The organism is Pseudoalteromonas issachenkonii, from assembly GCF_002310795.1.
Lineage (GTDB): Bacteria > Pseudomonadota > Gammaproteobacteria > Enterobacterales > Alteromonadaceae > Pseudoalteromonas > Pseudoalteromonas tetraodonis.
Window position 1 is genome coordinate 155,320 of sequence record NZ_CP011030.1, and the last position, 19,479, is coordinate 174,798.

At 41.5% G+C, this 19,479-nt stretch carries 22 protein-coding genes; 16 read left to right on the forward strand and 6 right to left on the reverse strand.

Translation table 11 applies throughout. The annotated features are described in order from the left end of the window. Positions 1-69: 69 nt before the first annotated feature. Positions 70-2,205, forward strand: coding sequence for a peptidase domain-containing ABC transporter (locus PISS_RS00750; protein WP_076916056.1), 2,136 nt, complete (start codon positions 70-72; stop codon positions 2,203-2,205). A 193-nt stretch (positions 2,206-2,398) separates the two neighbouring features. Next, entirely contained in the window at positions 2,399-2,584 is a 186-nt protein-coding gene (locus PISS_RS00755; RefSeq protein WP_013463771.1) for a hypothetical protein, read from the forward strand. A gap of 466 nt (positions 2,585-3,050) precedes the next feature. On the opposite strand, the gene PISS_RS00760 is transcribed toward PISS_RS00755, so the two are convergent. Together PISS_RS00760 and PISS_RS00765 are read right to left on the reverse strand one after the other, a co-directional pair. Continuing rightward, positions 3,051-4,364 carry a short-chain fatty acid transporter gene (locus PISS_RS00760; RefSeq protein WP_013463772.1) on the reverse strand — a complete coding sequence of 438 codons (1,314 nt, stop codon included), beginning with the start codon at positions 4,362-4,364 and terminating at the stop codon, positions 3,051-3,053. 170 nt (positions 4,365-4,534) lie between these two features. Next, positions 4,535-5,482 carry a chemotaxis protein CheV gene (locus PISS_RS00765; RefSeq protein WP_013463773.1) on the reverse strand — a complete coding sequence of 316 codons (948 nt, stop codon included), beginning with the start codon at positions 5,480-5,482 and terminating at the stop codon, positions 4,535-4,537. A 166-nt stretch (positions 5,483-5,648) separates the two neighbouring features. On the opposite strand from PISS_RS00765, the gene PISS_RS00770 reads away from it, so the two are divergent. Then, the gene (locus PISS_RS00770; protein ID WP_013463774.1) at positions 5,649-6,716 is read left to right on the forward strand and encodes a potassium channel family protein; all 1,068 of its coding nucleotides are present in this window, start codon (positions 5,649-5,651) and stop codon (positions 6,714-6,716) included. Then, the gene (locus PISS_RS00775; RefSeq protein ID WP_013463775.1) at positions 6,716-6,907 is read left to right on the forward strand and encodes a hypothetical protein; all 192 of its coding nucleotides are present in this window, start codon (positions 6,716-6,718) and stop codon (positions 6,905-6,907) included. The genes PISS_RS00770 and PISS_RS00775 overlap by 1 nt, the downstream gene beginning before the upstream one ends. Before the next feature lie 21 nt (positions 6,908-6,928). On the opposite strand, the gene PISS_RS00780 is transcribed toward PISS_RS00775, so the two are convergent. Beyond that, positions 6,929-7,960: a hypothetical protein gene (locus PISS_RS00780; protein ID WP_036955672.1), complete on the reverse strand. Its 1,032-nt coding sequence runs from the start codon at positions 7,958-7,960 to the stop codon at positions 6,929-6,931. A gap of 126 nt (positions 7,961-8,086) precedes the next feature. Then, on the reverse strand, positions 8,087-8,542 hold the full coding sequence (locus PISS_RS00785; protein ID WP_058153997.1) for an EVE domain-containing protein: 456 nt from the start codon (positions 8,540-8,542) through the stop codon (positions 8,087-8,089). An 83-nt stretch (positions 8,543-8,625) separates the two neighbouring features. Here PISS_RS00785 and tesB point away from each other — a divergent pair, with 83 nt between their 5' ends. Next, positions 8,626-9,483, forward strand: coding sequence for an acyl-CoA thioesterase II (gene tesB, locus PISS_RS00790; RefSeq protein ID WP_013463778.1), 858 nt, complete (start codon positions 8,626-8,628; stop codon positions 9,481-9,483). A 52-nt stretch (positions 9,484-9,535) separates the two neighbouring features. On the opposite strand, the gene plsB is transcribed toward tesB, so the two are convergent. Beyond that, the gene (gene plsB, locus PISS_RS00795) at positions 9,536-11,974 is read right to left on the reverse strand and encodes a glycerol-3-phosphate 1-O-acyltransferase PlsB (RefSeq protein WP_024601283.1); all 2,439 of its coding nucleotides are present in this window, start codon (positions 11,972-11,974) and stop codon (positions 9,536-9,538) included. A 427-nt stretch (positions 11,975-12,401) separates the two neighbouring features. Here plsB and rpsJ point away from each other — a divergent pair, with 427 nt between their 5' ends. From rpsJ to rpsQ, 11 genes are read left to right on the forward strand one after another with little or no spacing between them, the layout of a single operon-like run. Next, positions 12,402-12,713, forward strand: coding sequence for a 30S ribosomal protein S10 (rpsJ, locus tag PISS_RS00800; protein WP_002957900.1), 312 nt, complete (start codon positions 12,402-12,404; stop codon positions 12,711-12,713). A gap of 27 nt (positions 12,714-12,740) precedes the next feature. Continuing rightward, a complete protein-coding gene (rplC, locus tag PISS_RS00805; protein ID WP_008108338.1) occupies positions 12,741-13,376 on the forward strand; it encodes a 50S ribosomal protein L3 in 636 nt (211 codons plus the stop codon). A gap of 17 nt (positions 13,377-13,393) precedes the next feature. Then, positions 13,394-13,999, forward strand: a complete 606-nt coding sequence (gene rplD / locus PISS_RS00810; RefSeq protein WP_008108340.1) for a 50S ribosomal protein L4 — start codon at positions 13,394-13,396, stop codon at positions 13,997-13,999. Continuing rightward, complete coding sequence (gene rplW / locus PISS_RS00815; RefSeq protein WP_008108343.1) at positions 13,996-14,298, forward strand: 50S ribosomal protein L23; 303 nt, start codon at positions 13,996-13,998, stop codon at positions 14,296-14,298. Before rplD ends, rplW begins: the two co-directional genes overlap by 4 nt. Before the next feature lie 17 nt (positions 14,299-14,315). After that, positions 14,316-15,140 carry a 50S ribosomal protein L2 gene (rplB, locus tag PISS_RS00820; RefSeq protein ID WP_007376192.1) on the forward strand — a complete coding sequence of 275 codons (825 nt, stop codon included), beginning with the start codon at positions 14,316-14,318 and terminating at the stop codon, positions 15,138-15,140. Positions 15,141-15,155: 15 nt separating this feature from the next. Beyond that, positions 15,156-15,434: a 30S ribosomal protein S19 gene (rpsS, locus tag PISS_RS00825; protein WP_004588689.1), complete on the forward strand. Its 279-nt coding sequence runs from the start codon at positions 15,156-15,158 to the stop codon at positions 15,432-15,434. A gap of 13 nt (positions 15,435-15,447) precedes the next feature. Then, complete coding sequence (gene rplV, locus PISS_RS00830) at positions 15,448-15,780, forward strand: 50S ribosomal protein L22 (protein WP_004588690.1); 333 nt, start codon at positions 15,448-15,450, stop codon at positions 15,778-15,780. Between the two features lie 12 nt (positions 15,781-15,792). Beyond that, positions 15,793-16,494, forward strand: coding sequence for a 30S ribosomal protein S3 (gene rpsC, locus PISS_RS00835; RefSeq protein ID WP_008108350.1), 702 nt, complete (start codon positions 15,793-15,795; stop codon positions 16,492-16,494). Positions 16,495-16,506: 12 nt separating this feature from the next. Then, entirely contained in the window at positions 16,507-16,920 is a 414-nt protein-coding gene (gene rplP, locus PISS_RS00840; RefSeq protein ID WP_008108352.1) for a 50S ribosomal protein L16, read from the forward strand. Next, positions 16,920-17,111, forward strand: a complete 192-nt coding sequence (gene rpmC, locus PISS_RS00845) for a 50S ribosomal protein L29 (protein WP_004588692.1) — start codon at positions 16,920-16,922, stop codon at positions 17,109-17,111. The genes rplP and rpmC overlap by 1 nt, the downstream gene beginning before the upstream one ends. After that, positions 17,111-17,368 carry a 30S ribosomal protein S17 gene (gene rpsQ, locus PISS_RS00850; protein ID WP_013463780.1) on the forward strand — a complete coding sequence of 86 codons (258 nt, stop codon included), beginning with the start codon at positions 17,111-17,113 and terminating at the stop codon, positions 17,366-17,368. Before rpmC ends, rpsQ begins: the two co-directional genes overlap by 1 nt. A gap of 276 nt (positions 17,369-17,644) precedes the next feature. Here the strand turns inward: rpsQ and PISS_RS00855 are convergent, their stop codons facing one another. Further along, the gene (locus PISS_RS00855) at positions 17,645-19,258 is read right to left on the reverse strand and encodes an endonuclease (RefSeq protein ID WP_058153998.1); all 1,614 of its coding nucleotides are present in this window, start codon (positions 19,256-19,258) and stop codon (positions 17,645-17,647) included. Between the last annotated feature and the right edge of the window lie 221 nt (positions 19,259-19,479).

Below are 19,479 nucleotides of genomic sequence, written 5' to 3' on the forward strand. Positions count from 1 at the left end.
TATCAAATAGTGAAGTTGTTTCTATTATAGCTTAGCTGCTCAATTCGTGATTTAACTTAGGATAGTGTTTTGGATTTAAACTTTAGCCTGAAAAATAGCATACCCCTTATCCTTCAATCCGAAATAGCTGAATGCGGCCTAGCTTCTGTGGCAATGGTGGCAAGCTATCACGGTCATAGGCTGGATATGCCGGCTATGCGTAAGCGCTTTTCGGCGAATCTAAAGGGTATGAACTTACAGCAGCTGATTGAGCTGGGTGATAATTTAGGGCTAGCCAGTCGTGCGCTGCAATGCCCAATCGAAGAAGTCCATAAACTGCAAACACCGTGTATATTGCACTGGGATATGAATCACTTTGTGGTGCTGACCAAAGTCTCTGGTAAAGGGCCTTCAGCTAAATTTGCTATTAACGACCCTGCTGTGGGTAAGCGTAGTTTAAGCTCGGAAGAGTTTAGTAAACACTTTACCGGCATTTGTTTAGAGCTCACGCCAACCAGCAAGTTTGAAGCTAAACAAGAACAAGCAAGAATGAAGTTTACCCAGCTTTGGAGCACCATGAAGGGCTTAAAAGCAGGGTTGCTAAAACTGATTGCATTGTCATTAGTATTACAACTATTCGCCTTAATGACCCCGTATTATATGCAGTGGGTTGTGGATGAAGTACTAATTAGTTTTGACGAATCGTTATTAACGGTACTGGCTATGGGGTTCGCGCTGATTGCAATTATCTCAGTGGTGACTAATGCAGTGCGGAGTTGGCTGATTTTGCGGCTTTCGAGTTTGCTCAATATGCAAATGGGGGTGAACTTGCTCAGGCACTTATTGCGACTACCAATGAATTATTTTGAGTCGCGCCATGTTGGCGATATTGTCTCGCGCTTTGGCTCATTAGCACAAATACGAGAACGCATTACTACTGGGTTTGTAGAAACCTTAGTCGATGGCGTCATGGCCATTACCGTATTGATTATGATGCTTATTTATTCACTGAAACTCACTGCGGTGGTTGTAGGGGCAATTGTGCTGTATACCTTAGTGCGCTTAGCACTTTACAGGCCACTGCACCAAGCCACCGAAGAAATGATTCAAAATTCAGCTAAAGAACAATCCAACTTTTTAGAAAATATTCGCGGTATGCAAACCATAAAATTGTTTGGTAATGAATCGCAGCGCCAAGGCATTTGGCAAAACCGTTATGCTGAGGTAATAAACAGCGAAATTCGTTTAGGGCGATTAAATATAAGTTTTGATTCATTTAATAAACTGCTATTTGGCCTGGAAAATGTATTAGTGATTTACTTTGCGGCATTGTTAGTTATGAGCAATAGCTTGTCTGTTGGTATGGTACTGGCGTTTATTGCCTATAAAAACCAGTTAACTAGCCGCTTTGCCAACTTAATTGAGCAAATCATTCAATTTAAAATGATGCGCTTACACTTAGACCGTATTGCCGATATTGCCCTAACTCAACAAGAAGCCAATCGCGATGGTGAAATAGCCTATACCGGTGATGACGAGGGTAATGTTAAAGGTCAGCTTACCCTTGAAAATATCTGCTTTAGTTACAGTGAAGAGCAAGCGCCCATTTTAACTAACGTGAATTTAACGCTCAATGCTGGTGATTCTATTGCGATTACCGGGCCTTCTGGTGCGGGTAAAACTACCTTGATGAAAATGATGCTCGGGTTATTGCAACCTACCTCAGGTAAAGTGCTGCTTGATGGTAAAGACATTACCCAGCTCGGCCTTAAAAATTACCGTAAGCAAATTGCCGCTGTAATGCAAGACGACACGTTACTGGCAGGTTCAATCGCCGATAACATCAGCTTTTTTGATCCACAACCCAATTATTTAAAAATAGAGCAGTGCGCCCACCATGCTGCTATTCATGATGATATTACTAAAATGACCATGGGTTACAATTCGTTAGTAGGTGATATGGGCTCAAACTTATCGGGTGGGCAGGTGCAGCGGTTATTACTTGCCCGTGCGTTATATCAATCGCCCTGCGTGTTGTTTATGGATGAAGCAACAAGCCATTTAGATAAAGATAACGAGGCTAAAATAAGCGAGCAAATTCAGCACTTACCCATTACACGCATTATGATTGCCCACCGCCAAGAAACTATTAATATGGCAGATAAAGTATTTGAACTTAAAGGTGGAGAGCTGGTGAATATGCAACAGCAAACAGTAAGTGCGTAATGTTGGGCAGTAAAAATAACTTTAAAAATTTTGGTAGTTTGCTAAATGCAAACAACTAAAAGACGGGTAGCTTTAGTTAACTTTAGCGAGCAGCTAAAGCCAGCCTATTAACCGCACACCTAATTGTAAGGTTGAGCATATTAACAACCCGATGACTTAACTAAAAAGCACCGGATTTATGGAGTATAATAAAATGCGTGAATTAAGCGTGAATGAATTTCAAGAAGTGAATGGTGGATGTGCAGAACATTGTTGGGGAGATTTTTCTTCAAAAGATTTATCTTCGGCAATGTCTGCTGGTGGTATGTTGGGCGTTAAAGGGGCACTTGTTGCTGGTGCTGTATACATAGCTGCAGTAGCTTGGTTTGATTTGAAGTAATGAGATATAAAGTACTTTTAATTCAGATAATTGCAACTTTTTTTATATGGTCTTCTCTTAACTTATTATATGAAAATTATATTCACTTTACAGATGAAGTATATAAATTTGCTTATTATATGCTCATAGTCTTAGTTGTTATTTACTTCAATAGAAAGTTGCGAACATATCTTTTGAAAGATAAAAAGTAGTAGCTTTAATATGATTGAGTTTTACTATTTAGGTTTAATATGACTATTGGGTTTAATTTAGCAATAATGTTAAAAAAGAGGAAGCAGAGCCGCTGCGAACGTTGCTGTTTATTACATGATAATTCATTGTGCACATGTCCTCACTGCTCTTCCTTGATGGGTGATCAGCTTTTAGATTATAAGCTTAAGAATCAAAAGAAAGTTCATAATATGGGTAAGTTTTTCATTGTATTATCACTTTTTTTATTTTTTTGCTTACTAATAAGTTTTTTTCTTTACGGATAAAAGCTCAACATCAAGGATATAAACACCCCAGTAATAATCAGCTGTACCACGCAAAAGCCCATAATGTCTTTAGCTTTTAATCCTGCAATGGCTAATACCGGCAATGCCCAAAAGGGTTGAATTAAATTAGTCCACGCATCTCCCCACGCCACAGCCATAGCAACCCGCGCCATATCTGCACCAAGCTCTTGTGCTGCAGGTATAACAATAGGCGCTTGTACCGCCCATTGTCCGCCACCTGAGGGCACAAACATATTAACGAGTCCTGCACTAATGAAACTGTAAAATGGCAAGCTATCGGCATCAGCGATGGCTATAAAGCCCTGTGATATTTGTTGCGCCAGTCCAGTATCTACCATGACCGCCATAATGCCAGCATAAAAAGGGAACTGAATTACAATTCCTGCGCCACTCGGAATCGCTTGTTGCAAGCTATTAAGCACATTATGGGGTGTTTGATGCAGAGTGATTGCCATAAACAAAAACAGGGCAATTACACTATTGAGGTTTAAGCCGCCACCTGCGATGAAAAAGTAATAACCTAAGTAGGCAAGTCCGATTAAACCAATGCCCATACCTAATAGCTTACTTTGTTCTAAATGCTGAGCAGGGCGTGTTATTGTTACTTTATCAGGTGGTGTGTTTTCAAGCAGTGATGGGTCAACATAAACACTGTCTTTTTCACTCGGTAGCATGTAGCGGTTAACCAGCGGCATAATAATAAATAAGCCAATCAGAATCGCAATGTTAAAGCCTGCGAATAAGGTTTGCTGTGTGCCAATAATACCCATAGTCGCCTGTGAAAAATGCCCTTCGGTGGCAATGGTTAGTGGTACGGAGCCTGCCAATCCGCCGTGCCATACTACAAAGCCTGAATAGGCACTTGCCACTAACAGCCGATAATCCACTCGAGTCTGATTAGCAATCGCTTTAGCAAATAAAGCACCAATTACTAAGCCAAACCCCCAATTTAGCCAGCTTGCCAAAAGCGAAATAAATGTCACTAAAATAATGGCTTTTGGGGCCGTATTAGCAAGCGTTGCTAATTTTGTTAGTAACATACTTATTAAAGAGGTACTGGCAAGCATATAGCCTGTTACTAGCACCAACAGCATTTGCATGGCAAAGCTTAGTAAGTTCCAAAACCCGCTCCCCCATGATGTTATTACCTCAAGTGTGGTTGCAGGGGTCGCTAAATTCGCAATGACTAAAGTAATAATGGTGAGCAAAATAACAAATATAAATGGGTCGGGTAAGTAGCGCTCGACGAGCTTGGTAAATGGACTGGCAACTTTATTAAGCATAATTAATAACGAGTTAGTGAAAACTTATTTGTTAATTAATCATGAAATCTTAGGATTAGCAAACACCGCTTTGAATAAACGCTCAGCAAGGCAGACTTTTTAAAGGTTGTTAATGAGGGGGTGTCGCTAGCAAATACTTACCTTGGTCGGTATTTGCTAGTTATGCTCAATTAAGAATCACCAAGCACTTGCTTTAAGCGATTTTGTACTTCTTGAACGAGTAAGTCGGGCTGAAATTTTGATAAAAATGCATTACAGCCTACTTTTTCCACCATGGCTTGGTTGAAGCTACCACTCAGGGACGTGTTAAGCACCACATGTAAGTTTTTTAAGCGATTGTCGTTACGTATTTCATAGGTTAAGCGATAGCCATCCATCGAAGGCATTTCGGCATCGGTAATCACCATTAGCAGCTCTTTTTCAACATCGCGCCCTTCATCAGCCCAGCTTTTGAGCATTTGTAGGGCTTCTAGGCCGTTACTGGCAGGAATAATTTCGATACCAAGCTGCGATAACGTATCGCTAACTTGTTTACGTGCTGTTGGCGAATCATCGGCGTGCAATATTTTGCGTCCTGCAAATTCGTTTACGATGGTTTCATCCAACACCCCATCAGTAATATTGACCTCGTACTCAACTATTTCAGCGAGTACTTTTTCTACATCAATAATTTCAACTAATTGCTCTTGGCCATCACGCTGTACTTTAGTTAGTGCCGTAATATAATGATTTTTACCCACAGAGCTGGGGGGCGGCATAATGTCAGACCAGGTCATATTCATGATTTGATCAACCTTGCCAATTAAAAAACCTTGTGTGGTGCGGTTATATTCAGTTATGACCAGATTACAATCTTCACCATATTCTTTTTTAGCCATAGAAATGGCTTGGCGAAGGTCAATCACTGGGATAGATTCACCGCGTATATTGGCTACACCGGTTACCTTAGGGTGAGAGTGCGGTATTTTGCTTAAACGGGGAAGCTTTACCACTTCTTTTATTTTAAATACATTGAGTGCAAATAAATGGCGGCTATGCAAATAAAAAAGTAGCAACTCTAAACGATTTTCGCCTACAAGCTGAGTACGCTGATCAACTGACGCTAAAACACCTGACATAATAGACCCATATTTTTCCTCATAACTTTATAACTATAGTTTACTCTTATTTTTCTTCATAACGAACCGTGAATATTTCGATTACAGTAAAACGTTGCTTAAGTGTTATCATGTGCAGTATCGTGTTACTAAATGATTTAAATAATCAATCGATTAACAAAAAATTATGCATCATATTTTTAAACGTATTGTTGTGCTGTTGCGCAGCCATATTGATCAGGTAAGTTGGCAGTCTGTTGTAATAGCAACATCCTTACATATGCTGCTTACTTGGTGCTTATTGTTAGTGGCAAATGAGCAGGCACTGCTTTCACCGGGTACTTTTTTTTACTACTACACGGTAACCACTTCAACGGTAGGGTATGGGGATTTAAGTCCATCAACTGACTTAGGTCGATGGATTGTCGCATTAATACAAATACCTTTTGGTTTGGCTTTATTTGGTGTCTTGTTGGGTAAAACAGGACAAACAGTAACTTACTTAATTAGGCGCGCTATGACTGGTGATAAAAACTTTGCTCACAGTAGCAATCATATTATTATTTTTGGTTGGCATAATGCTCGTACCAAAAAAATGATCGACTACATTTTGGCTGATACTAAGCGGACAGATCGCCGTATTTTATTAGCGGTTACTGAACAAATAGAGCATCCGTTTTTAAGTAATGAGAATGTTGATTTTGCTCGCCTAACCAGTTTCACCGATTTGGATGAATTAGAGCGCGTTGCCATTCGCCACGCCGATAAAGTGATTATTGATGGCCAAGATGACGACCAAACATTTACCACCGCACTGCGTATTAGCCGTTTAGTCAAAGAAGATTGCCACATAAGTGCGCACTTTTTTGATGAAACAAAAGTTGAAATGTTATTAGAACATTGCCACAACGTAGAGTGTAGCAGTACTAAATCAGCAGAGATTTTAGTGCGCTCAATGCAAGACCCAGGCTCAAGTCGTGTACAAGAGGAATTATTATCAACCTTGCATGGTGATACGCAGTTTAGTTTACAAATCCCTAGTAATGTAAAAACCATGGAGTTTGGTAAATTATTTCATCACTTTAAGTACGATCATGATGCAATATTGTTAGGTGTGGCTCATAATTTAAGTGCAAAAAATATGGATTTAAATCCGCCTTTAGATTATGCAGTAAACGCCGGAGATATTTTGCATTACATTGCGCAAGAGCGAGTATTGAGTAATGAAGTTGACTGGCCTAGCTTGGAAAAATAATGACTGAAATTGCGTTTTTAATTATCGTTTTATGTGCTTACATTTTCCCTATTATGATAATTCTTAACAGTAAGCGTAGCCAAGGCCATGAAAAAAATGGCTGGCTAGTCGGCGCTATCTTCTTTTCGTGGATAGCGCTGATTCTTTACTTTTCGATTGTGCCCAAGCAAGGGCACGCCAAGAAAAAGTAAAGAATGAGTACCTTTTGTTACTTATTCTAATTGTCTCAGCTTATGCTCAACCAGCGGGTCGTCTGGCGCTAGCTGTTGAGCCACTTCTAATAGTTTAATGGCATCATTTGGATTTTCATCTTGATGCTTAATGGCTACGTCTATTAAAGGTTGAATATCAATTTTTTCTTGGTGCTCTTGCACGTGCGCTGCTTTTTCGTCGATTAAAATAGTGTGAGCGGTACTTAATAACGCTTGACGATGCGGCGAATTAGCATTGGCTTTATTAAGTTTTTTATAATAATCCTCTTTTAAACGCAGTGTTTTTGTTTGTAGCCTAAATTGTGCAATGTCGATTTGTTGATTAGCAATAAAATCAATAGCCACTTGTTTATAAAACCCAAACTTATTTAAATAAGTGGCATGAGTGCCGTGCCCCATCCCAAATACGCGTAAGTGAGTGAGCTGCTGGTAGCGTTTAGCGTGTTGGCGGTCAATGCGGTTGGTTGGGTCGTAAATAATGTAGCCCTGTGCATCCCCTAAATCTAAATCATGGTAGTCACCTTGCCAGTCATATTGTTGGGCAATGTCGGTACTTGAGCGGTCATCCCAAGGGGCGATAAGTTTGTTTTTAGTGCTAACAGGATGGAAAAGCAGTACTTTGTCGAGTTTGAGTAATTTAGCAAATGCACCCACAGCAAAGCCGCCACGACTAAGTCCATAACCTAGCTTGGTTTCAAAAGGAGAGAGTAGGGTTGATAGTTGCTCAATAAAAAAGATTAAATTGCGGTTACGAAACCAATTACTTTTACCCAAATGCTGAAACGCAATAATATTAACGTTTTGCTTTTGTGCTAAATGATAGCCCCAAGGTGCAAAGTCTTCGTTCAAATCACGCTCTTGTACATCAGTACCGGCAGGTGAAAAAGTAAAAAGTAAGGGTTTGTTGAGATCAACAAAGTGATATTTTACATACACATCACCGAGTAAATCCCCACCAGAGGTAGGTAGTTTTGCTTGCTTCTCATTATCGCTGAGAGTTAACCATTCATCTAACCAGTATAGTAATTTCATTTTTCCTCCAGTGCGCACAAGCCGCAGATCATAGCAAATATGAGGGCATAAGAGAAATTGAGCCAAGCTATGCTGCGCTGGTGGAGTGCCTTTTTAATGAAAAAATGTATGTTACCTTTGCGACTATTAAGCCATGTTCAAAATTTCATTCCAGTCATTTTCGGTCACTGGCATGACCGATAAACGCCCCCCTTTTTTAAGAGCAATGTCTGTCACTGACTCATTTGCCTTAATTGCTTGCAAGCTCACTATGCTACTGAGATGAGAATGGTAGGTTACTTCCACCACAAACCAACGGGGGGTCTCAACGGTTGCTTTGGCATCATAATAATCGCTACTTAAGTCAAACTGAGTCGGATCAGGGTAAGCGGCTTTAGTGACAATTCCTATTCCCGCAACACCAATCTGTTTACAGCTAGAATGATAAATCATCACTAAATCACCTTGTTTAACATCATCGCGGATAAAGTTACGCGCTTGGTAGTTTCGCACGCCTTCCCATAACGTGGTTTGTTCAGGGGCATACTTTAAGTCATCAATTGAAAAGGCGTCGGGTTCGGTTTTAAATAGCCAAAAAGCCATATTAGTTTTCCTCACTCAGTGTGTTGGTATTTTTCCAGTATTGTATAGTATCATTTAGAAATTAGGGGATTGAGGAAGAAATAATGAGCCAAGTATTAGATGATTTATTGTCGTTGTTATCACTTGAAGAAATTGAACAAGGTTTATACCGAGGACAAAGCCAAGACTTAGGTTTTAGAGCGGTGTTTGGCGGTCAAGTTATGGGGCAAGCGCTTTCAGCAGCCAAAGAAACACTGCCAGCGGGGCGAATTGTTCACTCATTACATTCTTACTTTTTACGCCCAGGCGATGCTGCAAAGCCGATAGTGTATGACGTTGAAACGATTCGCGATGGTAAAAGTTTTAGTACGCGTCGTGTTAGCGCGATTCAGTACGGTAAGCCTATTTTTTACATGACGGCGTCGTTTCAAGGTGATGAACAAGGGTTATCGCATCAAGCGACCATGCCAGATGTTCCTGCCCCTGAAGAGCTACGTTCTTCATTAGAGTTTTATCAAGAAAATGCACAGCATATTCCAGAAGCTATCCGTAATAAATTTATTCGTGAAATGCCGATTGAAATGCGCCCAGTGAATTTTCATAACCCCTTTAAACCAGAAGCCATCGAACCAGTAAAACATATTTGGTTTAAAGCCAATGGCGATATGCCTGACGATCAACGTATTCATAACTATTTATTAGCGTATGCGTCCGACTTTGAATTTTTACCAACCGCATTACAACCACATGGCGTGTCGTTTATGCAGCCGAATATGCAAGTGGCGACGATTGACCATGCTATGTGGTTTCATCGTCCGTTTAGAATGGATGATTGGATTTTATATACTATTGATAGCCCAAGCGCGAGCTCAGGAAGAGGGCTGGTACGTGGGCAGTTTTTTGACCGCCAAGGAAACTTGGTAGCCTCTACTATTCAAGAAGGGGTAATGCGCCAGCGCTAATCCTAATACCCACTATATTGAATACCTTCAATATAGTGGGTATGGCTTTATTTTACTTGCATTGAGCGTGCACAATATCTGTTATTGACTGCCAAATACGTGCCGGTAATAGCGTTTGTAGTTGTTTGTAAGTCTCGCACAACGCTGGACTGCCTTGTAAGCCATTATCTGACTCACTAATTAGCTTTTGTTCGCGTAGGTTTGAAATAAAGCTACTGAGTACCTTTTTGTCAAAAAACTCCGGCGTTTTAATGCCATGTAACGTACCCAAGCGCTGCGCCAGCACATAGCTTTCACGTTCAAGCTCTGCTTTTTCAATCCCTTGGCTGGTTTGAATAAAGCCAATCACAATCGCATAACGTTGCAAAGTAAAGCTCAATGCACGACCGAGCATTTCGAGTTTGGCAAAGCTATCGTTATTTTGAGTCACTTTAATGTTATCACCATCAAGCGCAATTAAGCCTTGATCACTAAAGTTAGTTAAAATACGAGTAACATAGCTCTCATCTAACTCTTGCAAGTACCACTCTTTAGCAAACAATGGATAAAAAGATTTCACCAGCTGATGGCACTGAGTTACGGTGCTTTGATGTTGCTTAAATAAATGCAGCGCCACTAAACTAGGCACCGCAAAAATATGTAAAATGTTATTACGGTAATAGTTGAATAAGGTTTTTTCTTTATCGCTTATCGCAATTATTTCGCCAAACTCATCACTGATCACGTCAAACTTGTTAAGTTTTAAGGCATGTTCAAGTAGCTGCTCTGGTGTTTCATCTGGTGCGGTTATTTTACTGCTATAGCTGGCTTCACGTTGCAATCGTAAGTAAAACTCAAGCTGAGCTAACAGCTTTGGCTTACTCAATGCCTGCTTATCGTTTACCAGCAGTATCATCGCCAGTAAGTTAACTGAGTTAAGTGCGGCGGCATTGTTAATTTTAACCATAACCTGATCAGCAAGATTAGCCACCTGCGGCCCTAACCATTGTGGCTTTTGCACATCGGTTGCATGAATTGATTCACGCCAGTCAGGCTGGTTATCATTTAAATACTGATTGATAGAAATAGGGTCGCCAAAGTTTAAATAACCACGACCATAGTTTTTTAAATTTTTAATCGCTTTAAAAATACCTAATATCGACTCGCCTTTTTTATCGTTCCCAGCCAGCTCTTTTAAATAGGTGTTTATTTCCATGACGTGCTCGTAACCAATATATACCGGCACAATAGATATAGGTCTGTCTATACCGCGCAACATGGCTTGCATTGTCATTGCGAGCATGCCGGTTTTAGGGGGTAGTAAACGTCCCGTTCTGCTGCGCCCACCCTCGGTATAAAACTTTACCGAGTAACCTTTGATAAATAACTGGCTTAAGTATTCTTTAAATACCGCTGAGTAAAGTTTGTTACCAGCAAACGAGCGGCGAATAAAAAACGCGCCACTGCGGCGGAATATGCCACCGGCTGGGAAAAAGTTTAAGTTAATACCCGCTGCAATATGCGGTGGAACAAGCCCTTGATGGTAAATAGAGTAGGTCAGTAGCAAGTAATCCATATGACTACGATGACACGGCATGTAGATTATTTCATGACCTTTGTTGGTTAGGTCATGGATTTGCTCGGTGTACTTTATATCAATCCCATTATACAGCTTGTTCCAAAGCCAGGTTAATATGCGATCGGCAACGCGAATGGTGGCGTCGCTGTAATTAGCAGCAATTTCATCAAGAAGCTTTAATGCGTTTTGTCGCGCTTGGGCTTGGCTAATATTTTTTTCAGACGCTTCAGTTTGAATCGCTTTTTTTATCGTTGGGGATGCCAGTAGTGAGCTAAATAATTGATCTCGAGATGGGATTTTAGGCCCTGTGGCAGCCAGCTTCTGGCGCTTAAAGTGTACTCTAGCTACGCGAAGTAGTTTATGCGGAAGCTCATTTACATCGGCTTTTTCGTTCACCAATAGTGATAAATCGAGTGGTTGGCTAAAACGAATAAAGTTGTCTCTACCTGAAAAAAGTACAACAAATATTTTTCTAAACCAGCTGGGCGTAAGTGAGTGCGAAAGTAAAGTACTCAGTCCTGGCTTCTCTTTACCCGGTGCTCTGCCCCATAAAATAGTCACAGGCACAACCTGCACATTTTTTTGGCCACTATTTAATAAGTGCTCAATGATTTGCTTGCCCTGATCTAATGCGTTGGTAGGCTTTTCTTTATTGCCAAATAACGGTGGTGGGTTTTTAATGCCAATAAAACGATCTAACGCTTGGTCACCTAACACTTGCTGCTCGGTTGGGTCGGGTAAACCATTTCGTTTACATACACGCGCGAGTGCCGCTAAATCAAAGCGTGAATTTAAACGCACTATATAAAAGGTCGGGTTTTTAGGGTTTAACTCAAATTGCTCTAACGGCTTTTCAGGCAGTACTTTGCTTTTAACAAACAAACGGCTAATACCACCAGAGATAAGATTTAAACCATAATTTAAAATACGCATTGACTCACCATAAGAGAGTAGTTACCCAAACCAATATGGGTATATAACAGCAAAATTAGCGCATAGGATAACATATTATCGCAAAGATCCTCTGCAGATTAATCGACAAGCTATGACATTATAGTGACATCATCACTTCCATTACGTTCACTATTAATAAACTTAGCTATTTTTTAAACGACAATTGCAAAGCAATTATGTCTAAATAGTTGTTGCATTTATCACCAGCATCATTATAATACGCAGGCTTTCAAAATTCCCTCGGGAACAAGAAAGAATAAATTAAGCTTGGATTTCAAGCTAATAAACAGGAGTTCCGATTTGGAACTCAACGTAGATATAATCTAACAACCGGCATCTTAATTATTAAGATTGTTTCGGTCGTTTTTTTATGCTCTTTAAATGCTCTTTATATTGAGGTTTAAGAATGTCAAATCAACGCATTCGTATTCGCCTAAAAGCTTTTGACCACCGTTTGATTGACCAATCAACGGCGGAAATCGTGGAAACTGCGAAACGCACTGGCGCACAAGTACGTGGTCCAATTCCACTACCTACACGCTTTGAACGTTTTACTGTACTTACATCACCGCACGTTAATAAAGACGCGCGTGATCAGTACGAGATCCGCACCCATAAACGTCTGATCGACATCGTAGAACCAACTGACAAGACTGTAGACGCACTTATGCGTTTAGACCTTGCTGCTGGTGTTGATGTTCAAATCAGCCTGGGTTAATCGGAAGATTAGAGAGGTTTTAGGAAAATGGCATTAGGTCTAGTCGGTCGTAAAGTGGGTATGACACGTATCTTCACTGAAGATGGTGTATCTATCCCTGTGACAGTTATTGAAGCGACTCCTAACCGCATTGCTCAGATCAAATCTGACGCAACAGACGGTTATAACGCGCTTCAAGTAACCGCAGGCACTAAAAAAGCAAGCCGTGTAAACAAAGCAACAGCGGGTCACTTCGCTAAAGCTGGTGTTGAAGCGGGTCGCGGTCTGTGGGAATTCCGCCTAAATGGTGGTGAAGGCGATTTTGAAGTAGGCGCAGAGCTTACGGTTGAATTATTCAACGAAATCAACAAAGTTGACGTAACCGGTACTTCTAAAGGTAAAGGTTTCCAAGGTGGTGTTAAGCGCTGGAATTTCAGCATGCAAGACGCTACACATGGTAACTCTCTATCTCACCGTGCTCCTGGTTCAATCGGTCAAAACCAATCACCTGGTAAGGTGTTTAAAGGTAAGAAAATGGCCGGTCAAATGGGTAATGAGCAAGTAACAACTCAGAACCTTGAACTAGTTCGCGTTGACGCTGAGCGTAACCTGCTTTTAGTTAAAGGTGCAGTACCTGGCGCTATCGGCGGTGACGTTATCGTTAAACCAGCTGTTAAAGCATAAGTCCTGGAGATTTAGTGATGGAATTAGCAATTAAAGACGCTTCTGGCGCTCTTGAAGTTTCTGAAGCTACTTTTGGACGTGAGTTTAACGAAGCATTAGTACACCAAGTAGTTGTTGCATACGCAGCAGGTGCTCGTCAAGGTACTCGTGCTCAGAAGACACGTTCTGAAGTAAGCGGTGGTGGTAAAAAACCATGGGCTCAAAAAGGTACTGGCCGTGCACGTGCTGGTACAATCCGTAGTCCAATTTGGCGTTCAGGTGGCGTTAGCTTCGCAGCTAAACCACAAGACCACAGCCAAAAAGTAAACCGTAAAATGTACCGCGGTGCGATCAAAAGCATCTTATCTGAATTAGTTCGTCAAGAGCGTTTAATCGTTGTTGAAAGTTTTGGTCTTGAAGCACCAAAAACTAAAGAACTAGTTGCTAAGCTTAAAGAACTTGAGCTTAAAGATGTTCTTATCGTGACTGAAGAAGTAGATGAAAATCTTTTCTTATCGGCACGTAACCTGTACAAGGTTGACACACGTGATGTAGCTGGTATCGATCCTGTAAGCTTAATTGCTTTCGACAAGGTACTAATTACAGCTGCTGCTGTTAAGCAACTTGAGGAGGCGCTAGCATGATCCGTGAAGAACGTCTTTTAAAAGTGATCCTTGCTCCACACATCTCTGAAAAAAGCACAATCGCTGCTGAAGAAAACAACACGATTGTTTTCAAAGTAGCAAATGACGCAACTAAAGCTGAAGTTAAAGCGGCAGTTGAGAAGCTTTTTGAAGTAGAAGTAACTGGTGTTCGCACACTTAACGTTAAGGGTAAAACAAAACGTACTGGCATGCGTTTCGGTCGTCGTAGCGACTGGAAGAAAGCTTACGTTACTCTTAAAGAAGGTAGCGAGCTGGACTTTGTCGGCGGCGCCGAGTAATAAGGGGAGTTAGAATTATGGCACTTCAAAAGTGTAAGCCAACTTCTGCGGGTCGTCGTCACCTAGTTAAAGTGGTTAACCCAGATTTACATAAGGGTAAACCTTACGCACCACTATTAGAGAAAAACTCTAAATCAGGTGGTCGTAATAACAATGGTCGTATTACGGTTCGTCATATCGGTGGTGGTCATAAGCAGCATTACCGTTTAATCGATTTTAAACGTACTAAAGATGGCATTCCAGCCACTGTTGAGCGTTTAGAATATGATCCAAATCGTAGCGCAAACATCGCTCTTGTATTATATGCAGACGGTGAGCGTCGTTACATTATCGCACCAAAAGGCTTAAAAGCTGGCGATGCAATCCAGTCTGGTGTTGATGCACCAATCAAACCTGGTAATGCATTACCAATGCGTAATATGCCTGTAGGTTCGACTGTTCACAACGTAGAACTTAAACCAGGTAAAGGTGCTCAAATTGCACGTTCTGCTGGTGCATACGTTCAAATCCTTGCACGTGATGGTCAATATGTAACATTACGTCTTCGTTCAGGCGAAGTTCGTAAAGTTGAATCTGATTGTCGTGCGACACTAGGTGAAGTAGGCAATGCTGAGCATATGCTTCGTTCACTTGGTAAAGCAGGTGCAAATCGCTGGCGTGGTATTCGTCCGACAGTTCGTGGTGTTGCCATGAACCCGGTTGATCACCCACACGGTGGTGGTGAAGGTCGTACATCTGGTGGTCGTCATCCTGTGTCTCCATGGGGTAAGCCGACTAAAGGTGCTAAGACGCGTAAGAACAAGCGTACGGATAAATTTATAGTACGTCGTCGTACTAAGTAATATTGAGGAATAGCCATGCCACGCTCTCTCAAGAAGGGTCCTTTTATAGACCTACACTTGCTGAAGAAGGTAGAGAAAGCTTTGGAAAGCGGTGAAAAGAAGCCAATTAAAACTTGGAGCCGTCGTTCAATGATCATACCTAACATGATCGGATTGACCATTGCTGTCCATAATGGTCGCCAGCATGTACCAGTTTTCGTTTCTGACGAAATGATCGGTCACAAACTAGGTGAATTTGCACCAACTCGCACTTACCGTGGCCATGCTGCGGATAAGAAAGCGAAGAAACGTTAAGAGGGGAAGATAAATGCAAGCATTAGCTAAACATAAATTCGCCTCTGGTTCGGCGCAAAAAGCACGTCTAGTTGCAGATCAGATCCGCGGGTTACCTGTCGATCGCGCACTAGAAATCCTGGCGTACAGCCCGAAAAAAGCGGCTGTATTAGTTAAGAAAGTACTTGAGTCTGCTATTGCTAACGCAGAGCATAACGAAGGTGCTGACATTGATGAGCTACGTGTAACAACGATTTTTGTGGACGATGGTCCAACAATGAAACGTATTATGCCACGTGCTAAAGGACGCGCAGACCGCATCCTTAAGCGTACAAGCCACATCACTGTTGTGGTTTCAGATAGCTAGGAGATATAAGTAATGGGACAAAAAGTTCATCCTACTGGTATTCGCCTAGGTATATCTAAACCTTGGGTTTCTACCTGGTACGCGAATTCAAAAGATTTCTCTGCACAGCTTTTTGGCGATCACAAAGTACGTACATTCCTTACTAAGGAATTGAAAGCGGCTTCTGTGTCTAAAATCGTTATTGAGCGTCCAGCAAAATCTATCCGAGTAACTATTCACACGGCTCGTCCGGGTGTTGTTATCGGTAAAAAAGGCGAAGACGTAGAAAAATTACGTCAAGCGGTAACTAAAATCGCTGGTGTACCTGCTCAGATTAATATTTCTGAAGTACGTAAACCAGAACTAGATGCACAACTAGTAGCAGACGGCATTGCCTCTCAGTTAGAGCGTCGTGTTATGTTCCGTCGCGCTATGAAGCGTTCGGTACAAAATGCAATGCGCATCGGTTCTAAAGGGATTAAAGTTGAAGTTAGCGGTCGTCTTGGCGGCGCAGAAATCGCACGTTCAGAATGGTATCGTGAAGGTCGTGTACCTCTACATACTCTTCGTGCTGATATCGACTACGCAACTTCTGAAGCCTTAACCACTTACGGTATCATTGGTGTTAAAGTTTGGATCTTCAAAGGCGAAGTTATTGGTGGTTTACCACTAGTACAAGAGCAAGAGAAGCCAGCTAAACGCGCACCAAAGAAAGCCAAAAAAAGTGCTAAGTAGAGGTAGCGAGTAATGTTACAGCCAAAACGTACAAAATTCCGTAAAATGCATAAAGGCCGCAACCGTGGTCTAGCGCAAAACGGTAACAAAGTAAGCTTCGGTACTTTCGGTTTGAAAGCTACTGGTCGTGGCCGCATGACTGCTCGTCAAATCGAAGCAGCTCGTCGTGCTATGACGCGTCACGTGAAACGTCAAGGTAAAATCTGGATCCGTGTCTTCCCTGACAAGCCGATCACAGAAAAACCTCTTGAAGTTCGTATGGGTAAAGGTAAAGGTTCTGTTGAATATTGGGTTGCTGAAATTCAGCCTGGTAAAGTACTTTACGAAATGGAAGGTGTTTCAGAAGAGCTTGCTCGTGAAGCGTTTAACCTTGCTGCTCGTAAACTGCCATTCAAAACAACTTTCGTAACTCGGACGGTAATGTGATGAAAGCAAGCGAACTAAAAGATAAAAGCGTAGAAGAGCTAAATGCTGAACTTCTAGGTCTTCTTCGTGAGCAGTTTAACCTGCGCATGCAAGCAAGCACTGGTCAGTTAGCTCAGACACACACGCTAAGAACAGTACGTCGCGATATCGCGCGTGTAAAAACAATTATTAACCAGAAGGCAGGTCAATAATGAGCGATAAAATTCGTACTCTTCAAGGCCGTGTAATCAGCGACAAGATGGAAAAATCTTTCACTGTTGCTATCGCACGTTACGTGAAGCACCCAATCTATGGGAAATTCATCAAACGTACGACTAAGTTACACGTACATGACGAAAATAACACTGCAAAAGCGGGTGACGTAGTTACTATCCGTGAATGCGCTCCAATCTCTAAGAACAAATCTTGGACTTTGGTAGATGTTGTTGAACGTCCAAAACAAGCTTAATTTTTAATTAAGTCTGTTTTATGAAAAGCCCCGGCATTAGCTGGGGCTTTTTACGTTTAGAGCAGTTTTTAGCGGTAAGCTTTCAGCCTTTAGCTGGCAGAAGTAAATTATAGCGCCGTAGTTTGGGTTGAGTGTTACGAACCTAAGTGCAATAAAATATTATTATAAAATAGGCGTAAGAAAAGCCTTTGCAAGTGCAAAGGCATATGCTTTTCTGCGAAGCCCGAAGCCCGAAGCCCGAAGCCCGAAGCCCGAAGCCCGAAGCCCGAAGCCCTTTTACCAAATCATTTCTACAAATTCAGGGTGGTCGATATACGGGTTACGATTTCCCTGAAATTCAAACGCTGCTTGATTGCGGTCTAATTCCATTTGGCTAACGGGGTCGTTGTTATGCCATTTTAACAGCATGGCCACAACCCAGCTTTCAAATACTTGGTTACTAGAGCCGTTAAGTACGGCATTACTAGCCGTGGTGTTATTTTGCCAAGAGCCGATTACGTTTTGGTAGCGTGTAGCCATGTAAAAATAAGCACGAGCAAAGTCACCTTTAAATTCATCAATAGGCTCAAATACAGTACCAGTGTAATTAATCGCACTACTTGCAGAACCTAATTGACTGCCATTGGTTGAAGTAAACGTAGCGCTGGCCACTTCACCGAACGGGAAGTTGCTACGCTTTGAATTTACATAGCCGTCAGTGGCGTAAATATGATGAACATCAGAGTTCATTGGTTCTATGGTGCCGCCAAACCAGCTTTTAGGAAATGAATGTTCGCGGTTATAACAATCGGCTTCGCTATTGTAGGTGCCACACTGATCGCTTACAGCAGTATAAGTGTAGCTATCAACTCCATTTGGCTTTTCACTGTACATATCTAAAATACTGTTATCATTTTCAAAGTATTTATCGCGTGCTGATGCGTCGTAAAAACTCCAAATAGCAGAATACCCTTGAGCGTTATGGTTATTAATAATGTTATAAAGCTCAGTTTTTAGCGTGTAGCCAGTTAAGCCTTGAGTTGTCACATAGTAGCCGGTTGGCGTCGGTGTTGGCTGAGTAGCACCTAATGAGAATGCGGTAGACTCACTTGCTTGAAAGCTTGATCCACTGGCAAGCAATGTGGCTTCATTATCCAAGGCGTAGCTGCCACTGCCATATGAACAGCAAATACCATCGCCGTAGCTGTCGTTAATAGTAAATGTATAGTCGCCATTGGTTAAACATAATTGTTCGGTGTATTGGGTATTTGCGGCATAACCACTGCCGCTTGCAACTATACCAGCTTGGTTGTGTGTTATTTGCCAACTGGTTTCTTCGCCATAGTTATCTGTGGTTAGGTTAAAAGTAAGGCTGTTATCTGCGCAGCTTGGATAACCGCCGCCGCTGTCATTATTAGGTAAGAAGTTATCAACATAAACTAACTCACTACCATCAAAGCCGCTTGTATCGTAAAAGCGTAAACCGACATCAATCGTTTTACTACTATCAGCGGTATAGCTGTAAGTTATGGTTTGCCACTGGTTTGTTAAAGCAGGGTTTGAGTAGCCTTGATAACCATCTATGAACAAACGGGCCTTAAGATGACCTTCGGTATGATACACATCCACTGAAAATTCATAAGTTTCACCCATTTCCACCGCGACTTGCTGTAAAAAGTCAGTGTTACTTTGTGTGCCAGTATTTACACTAATCGCTGCTGCTTGTAAGCCTGTACTCACGACTGCGCTGTTGGCAGATACGTTAATACCGCTATCAATCACCGTCCATGCTTGTGGGGTGGTGCCTGTCCATTGTTCAAAGTTGCCATTAACCACATTAGCCATCGCAGGCAAAGAGCTCAATAACAACGCGCTCAAAAGTAATTTGTTTTTATATATGCCGTGTAACATAGGTGTTCCTATTTTATAGTTTTAAGCAATATACATTAGATCATAAAGGTTACAAAATTGTTAAATTAGAATTTCATAAAAGGCAATAAAAACCCTTTAGGTTAATTTCACTGGTTTTTAACGAGATTAATAACTAAATGGAATATCAAAGCAGATTCTATTCTTTTTTTATCTATGCTTAGACGGCTATCCTGCATACTCAATTAACCTCAACAGAACCT